Genomic DNA, 5,434 nt, shown 5'->3' on the forward strand with positions numbered 1-5,434 from the left:
GGCCGCTCGGCACACGAGCCGCAGCCGTTGGCTGTTTTATTGGCCGCCTCTACCCCAAAGCCCCGCTGGCGCCGGCCAAGAAAGGGTAGTTACAGTCCTTGTCTGGCATGCGGATAGAGTTCAGGTCGGACGCCCGGGATGCTGCAATCAAGGACGCTTGCGGCCTTATTGCGGGCCTCCCGTGGGGGAGGCGTCCGGCCCGCCCGGTTCTGCGAACCGGATTTTCGCCAGCGCGCGGGACAAATACAGTTTCGGGTCACAGCTTACGGAGTTGGGGTAGTTCCTGCTCGGCTCGAGTGCCGAGCGGCACCCTCCACCCGGGGTGGCTCCGGCCTAACATAGGGAGATCATAGCCGAAAAGCCCTCTTGGGCACCGTTAGGCATAACGGTCTGGCTACTGACGCGGGAAACGATATTCTCCGCACGCGAAAACACACCCGGAAGCGGGTAGACACAGCAGACCCGGGAATGTCGCGTTTTGACTTGAGAAAGCCGGGCTGAACGACCGGCTTTCGACAAGGCGAAACCGGCTGGAGGCAGTTTTCTTTGCTTCGTTTCTTTTGCTGTCAAAAGAAATGAAGAGCCTCGCCGGCTTAAGGCGGCTAAGAAAAAGTGCCCCGCGGCATGAGCGGCGAAGAAAAGGTATTTTTTAAAGAAAAAAGCCCAGTCGGCATAAGGGCAACGAAGAGAAAAAACATCCGCCCGAGGCGACTACCCAAGAAAAAAGCCCGCCCGGCCCGAGGGCTGCAGAAAACCGAACAAACAAACACGAATAGAACCACACAAACTTTTTTATGAGCGTCAATCAAGGAAAAATCAAAGAGCTCGTTACCCTGCGCGAGCAAGCCAAGCTCGGCGGCGGACAGAGACGCATCGACTCACAGCACGCCAAAGGGAAACTCACCGCCCGGGAGCGGATCGACCTGCTGCTCGACGAAGGGAGCTTCGAAGAATTCGACATGTTCGTCACCCACCGATGCACCAACTTCGGGATCGAGAAAGAATCGTACTACGGCGACGGCGTCGTGACCGGATACGGCACGATCGACGGTCGGCTCGTTTACGTATTCAGTCAGGACTTCACCGTATTCGGCGGTTCCCTGTCCGAGACCTTTGCCGCCAAGATCTGCAAAGTGATGGACATGGCCATGAAAAACGGAGCCCCGGTCATCGGGATCAACGACTCCGGCGGCGCGCGGATTCAGGAAGCCGTCAATGCACTTTCCGGGTACACCGAAATTTTTCAGCGGAACATTATGGCATCAGGCGTAATCCCGCAGATTTCGGCCATCATGGGACCGTGCGCAGGCGGAGCAGTCTATTCGCCCGCCTTGACCGACTTCATCCTCATGAACAAAGGGACCAGCTACATGTTCGTCACCGGGCCGAAAGTCGTCAAGACCGTGACCGGCGAAGAAGTGACACAAGAACAGCTGGGCGGAGCCTCGATGCACTCCACGAAGTCAGGCGTGGCCCACTTCGTTTGCGAGAACGAGCAGGAAGGGATGGCCATCATTCGGAAACTCCTCAGCTACCTGCCTCAGAACAACCTCGAAGACGCGCCGCTCGTGGCATGCACCGACGACATCGACCGGCTCGAAGACGCACTGAACGAGCTGATACCGGACAACCCGAACAAACCGTACGATGTATTGGATGTGATCCATGCGATCGTCGACAACGGCGAGTTTTTGGAATCGCAGCGCACCTTTGCGCCGAATATCGTGACGGGATTCGCCCGGTTCAACGGACAGAGCGTCGGGATTATCGCCAACCAGCCAAAATATTATGCCGGGGTGTTGGACATCAATGCTTCTCGGAAGGCGGCGCGGTTTGTGCGATTCTGCGATGCGTTTAACATACCGATCGTCACCTTGGTCGACGTGCCGGGCTTCCTGCCGGGGACAGCACAAGAATACGGCGGGATCATTACCCACGGGGCAAAACTGCTCTTTGCGTACGGGGAAGCTACCGTGCCTAAAGTCACCGTTATTCTGCGGAAGGCTTATGGCGGGGCATACTGCGTGATGTCGTCGAAGCACCTGCGGGGGGACTTGAACTACGCCTGGCCGACGGCAGAGATCGCCGTGATGGGGGCGCAGGGAGCCGTCGAAGTCCTGATGGCCAAGGAAGCCAAAGCGATCGAGGACGATGCCAAACGGGCGGAATTCCTGGCGGAAAAAGAAGAGGAATACCGGCAGAAGTTCGCCAATCCGTACGTGGCAGCGAAATACGGCTACATCGACGACGTGATCGAACCGCGCAACACCCGGTTCCGGATCATCCGCGCCTTGCAGTCGTTGGTGACCAAGAAAGTGGTCAATCCGCCGAAGAAACACTCCAACATTCCGTTGTAACCTTTCGTGCATACATTATGATGAAGAGACTTTTACTTATGCTCGTCCTTGCCGCTCTGTGTGCGGGGGGGTATGCACAGGGGCTGAAAGACATACGGATCAACGAGGTGCTGGTGGACAACCGTTCGAGCTACGTCGATGACCACGGGAATCACGAAGGGTGGATCGAGCTGCACAACACGGGCTACTCCAATGTGAATATCGGGGGAGCGTACCTGACCGTGCGGCGGGGAGACCTGACGCGGACTTACCGCATTCCGAAGAACGACTCACGGACGTTGATTCCGCCGCAGGGCTATGTGATTTTCTTTGCGGACAGTTCATCGAACCGGGGGACGTTCCACACCAATTTCGTACTCGACGAGACGGGCTACCTGGCTTTTATGGACCAAGGACGGAACGTGGTGGATTCGGTCGTCTATGATGTGACAGCCCAACTGCCGGACGTATCGATCGGCTGGGCGGAGGATACGGGAACGGGGGCTGAGGCGTTCGGGCCGCTGGCGGGGATCACGCCGATGCAGGCGAATGAGACTGAGGAGAAAATGCCGGCGGCGGAAAAGTTCCGCCTGCGCGACCCTTCGGGGGTGGTGATGGCGATTACGGCCATGTCGGTGGTGTTCTCGGCGCTGATCCTGCTGTTCTTCTTTTTCAAAAATATCGGCCGGCTGATGATCCGCGCGACGACAAAAAAGGAGGAAACTGCGGCGGCGACTGTGCCGAATGCGGCGAAGAGTGCCGTCAAACCGGAGCGGGAGCTGGTGGGCGAGGAGATCGCGGCTATCGCTATCGCTTTACGCAGGTATGAGGAGGATATGCACGATATCGAGTCGCATATCCTGACGATTAACCGGGTGGCGCGGGCTTATTCTCCGTGGAGCTCCAAAATCTATGGCCTCAATAACCAACCCATCCGTAAATAACAGTCCTTTTAACCGTTCATTCATTCTGTGCCCTATGTTTGAGGGAACTGTTCTCTTTGTTCACAAAGAGAACCAGAAAAACTTTCTGAGATGCTTGCGCATCTCTTGAGCCTGCCGGATACCCTTGTCTTTGATCCTTTTGGGCCGGGAGCAACAGACCGCTCTATTGCACCTTAGTTCGACCTCGCGCCCACCCCCGAGGCGCAAAGCGCCTGGGCGCGGAGGTCGGCGATCCGAAGGATCGCAATATTAAGAGCGGTCTGTTGCTCCGGCCCAAAGCAAACGCAATGCAAGAGGACTGCGGAGCGTAAGGAGTAGCGCAGCTATCGGAAAGTCTTTTGGGTACCTTTTCTTCAGAAAAGGTACGGTTGCCTCCCCAACTAAGGCAGAGAATAAATGAACCGATAAAAAAGAGTTTTATGAAAGAGTATAAGATTAAGATTAACGGCAACGAATACGCCGTAACCATATCGAACGTAGAGGACAGCACCGCCACAGTGAACGTCAACGGTACCCGGTACGAAGTGGAAGTAGAAGGCATGAGCGCCCCGAGAGCAACCAAGACGCCCAAGATCGTGCAGCAGCCGACCGTCGCAGCCACAAGCGAGAGCCATCATCCCGCCACGGCGCGAACCGCCAGCCCCGCATCGACGGCCTCTGCTACTGCAGGGAATATCAAATCGCCCTTGCCCGGCGTCGTGCTCGACGTCTTGGTACACGTAGGCGACAGCGTCAAAAGCGGGCAGCAACTGATGATCCTCGAAGCCATGAAGATGGAAAACAACATCGACTCCGACCGCGACGGCACCGTCAAAGAGATCAAAGCCCGCAAAGGCGACGCCGTGCTCGAAGGCGACGTATTAATCACAATCGGGTAGTACACTATGGAGAATCACGGCTTTTTTCAATTTATCGGCGAGAACCTTCAGCAATTCCTGACCTATACCGGTTTTGCGAACGTCACATGGGGACATATCATCATGATCCTCTTCGGCCTGTTTTTCATCTACCTGGCCATAGCCAAGAAATTCGAGCCGATGCTGCTGCTTCCGATCGGCTTCGGGATTCTGGTAGGGAACATCCCATTCGTACCCGGGCTACAGATCGGCGTCTACGAAGACGGATCCGTCCTGAACTACCTCTACTTCGGAGTTTTGAAAGGAGTTTATCCGCCATTGATCTTTCTGGGGATCGGCGCCATGACCGACTTCTCGGCATTAATTTCCAATCCGAAACTGATGCTGATCGGAGCAGCCGCACAGTTAGGGATCTTCGGAGCTTACATCGCGGCATTGGCGCTTGGCTTTACCGCTGCAGAAGCAGGGGCAATCGGCATTATCGGCGGCGCCGACGGGCCTACCGCCATTTTCCTCAGTTCAAAACTCGCCCCGGACTTGATGGGAGCTATCGCTATCGCGGCCTACTCGTATATGGCATTGGTGCCGGTGATTCAACCGCCCATCATGAAACTGCTTACGACCTCGAAAGAGCGGCTGATCCGGATGAAACCGCCGCGTCAGGTATCGCAGCGGGAGAAAATACTGTTTCCGATTATCGGGATGCTCCTGACCTGTTTCCTTGTGCCGTCAGGTTTGCCGTTGCTCGGGATGCTGTTCTTCGGCAATTTGTTGAAAGAGAGCGGCGTCACCAAACGTCTGGCCAACACGGCGAGCGGGCCTCTCATCGACATCGTGACGATATTGATCGGTCTGACAGTGGGGGCATCGACCCAGGCGACGACGTTCCTGACAGCGAAATCGCTGGGGATTTTCGGTCTCGGAGCGGCATCGTTCGTGGTGGCCACGTTCGGCGGAGTATTGTTCGTGAAATTCTTCAACCTGTTCCTCAAGGAAGGCAATAAGATCAACCCGCTGATCGGTAATGCGGGGGTTTCTGCGGTACCGGACTCGGCGCGGGTGTCTCAGGAGGTGGGGATGAAATACGACAAGACGAACTACCTGCTGATGCACGCCATGGGGCCGAATGTGGCAGGAGTGATCGGTTCGGCAGTGGCGGCGGGGATCCTGCTCGGATTCCTCTCTTAAACATCGTACGTTTATTTAGCACCGTGCCGTACGGGACTGTCGCTTTCTTGAAAGAAAGCGACGCAAAGAACTTTTGAGATAGCTGCGCTACTCCTTAGGCTCCGCAGTC

4 protein-coding genes are annotated in these 5,434 nt (G+C 56.2%); all 4 read left to right on the plus strand.

Annotated elements, in window-relative coordinates; all coding sequences use genetic code 11:
* Positions 1-794: 794 nt before the first annotated feature.
* The 4 genes from Q0Z93_RS09560 (at position 795) to Q0Z93_RS09575 (ending at position 5,325) form a co-directional block, all read left to right on the plus strand.
* Complete coding sequence (locus Q0Z93_RS09560; RefSeq protein WP_298064954.1) at positions 795-2,357, plus strand: acyl-CoA carboxylase subunit beta; 1,563 nt, start codon at positions 795-797, stop codon at positions 2,355-2,357.
* A gap of 17 nt (positions 2,358-2,374) precedes the next feature.
* Positions 2,375-3,280 carry an OadG family transporter subunit gene (locus Q0Z93_RS09565; RefSeq protein WP_298064957.1) on the plus strand — a complete coding sequence of 302 codons (906 nt, stop codon included), beginning with the start codon at positions 2,375-2,377 and terminating at the stop codon, positions 3,278-3,280.
* 419 nt (positions 3,281-3,699) lie between these two features.
* On the plus strand, positions 3,700-4,158 hold the full coding sequence (locus Q0Z93_RS09570; protein ID WP_298064961.1) for a biotin/lipoyl-containing protein: 459 nt from the start codon (positions 3,700-3,702) through the stop codon (positions 4,156-4,158).
* A 6-nt stretch (positions 4,159-4,164) separates the two neighbouring features.
* Complete coding sequence (locus tag Q0Z93_RS09575; protein WP_298064963.1) at positions 4,165-5,325, plus strand: sodium ion-translocating decarboxylase subunit beta; 1,161 nt, start codon at positions 4,165-4,167, stop codon at positions 5,323-5,325.
* The last annotated feature ends 109 nt before the right edge of the window (positions 5,326-5,434 follow it).

The sequence above is a fragment of the uncultured Rikenella sp. genome, assembly GCF_947628055.1.
Lineage (GTDB): Bacteria > Bacteroidota > Bacteroidia > Bacteroidales > Rikenellaceae > Rikenella.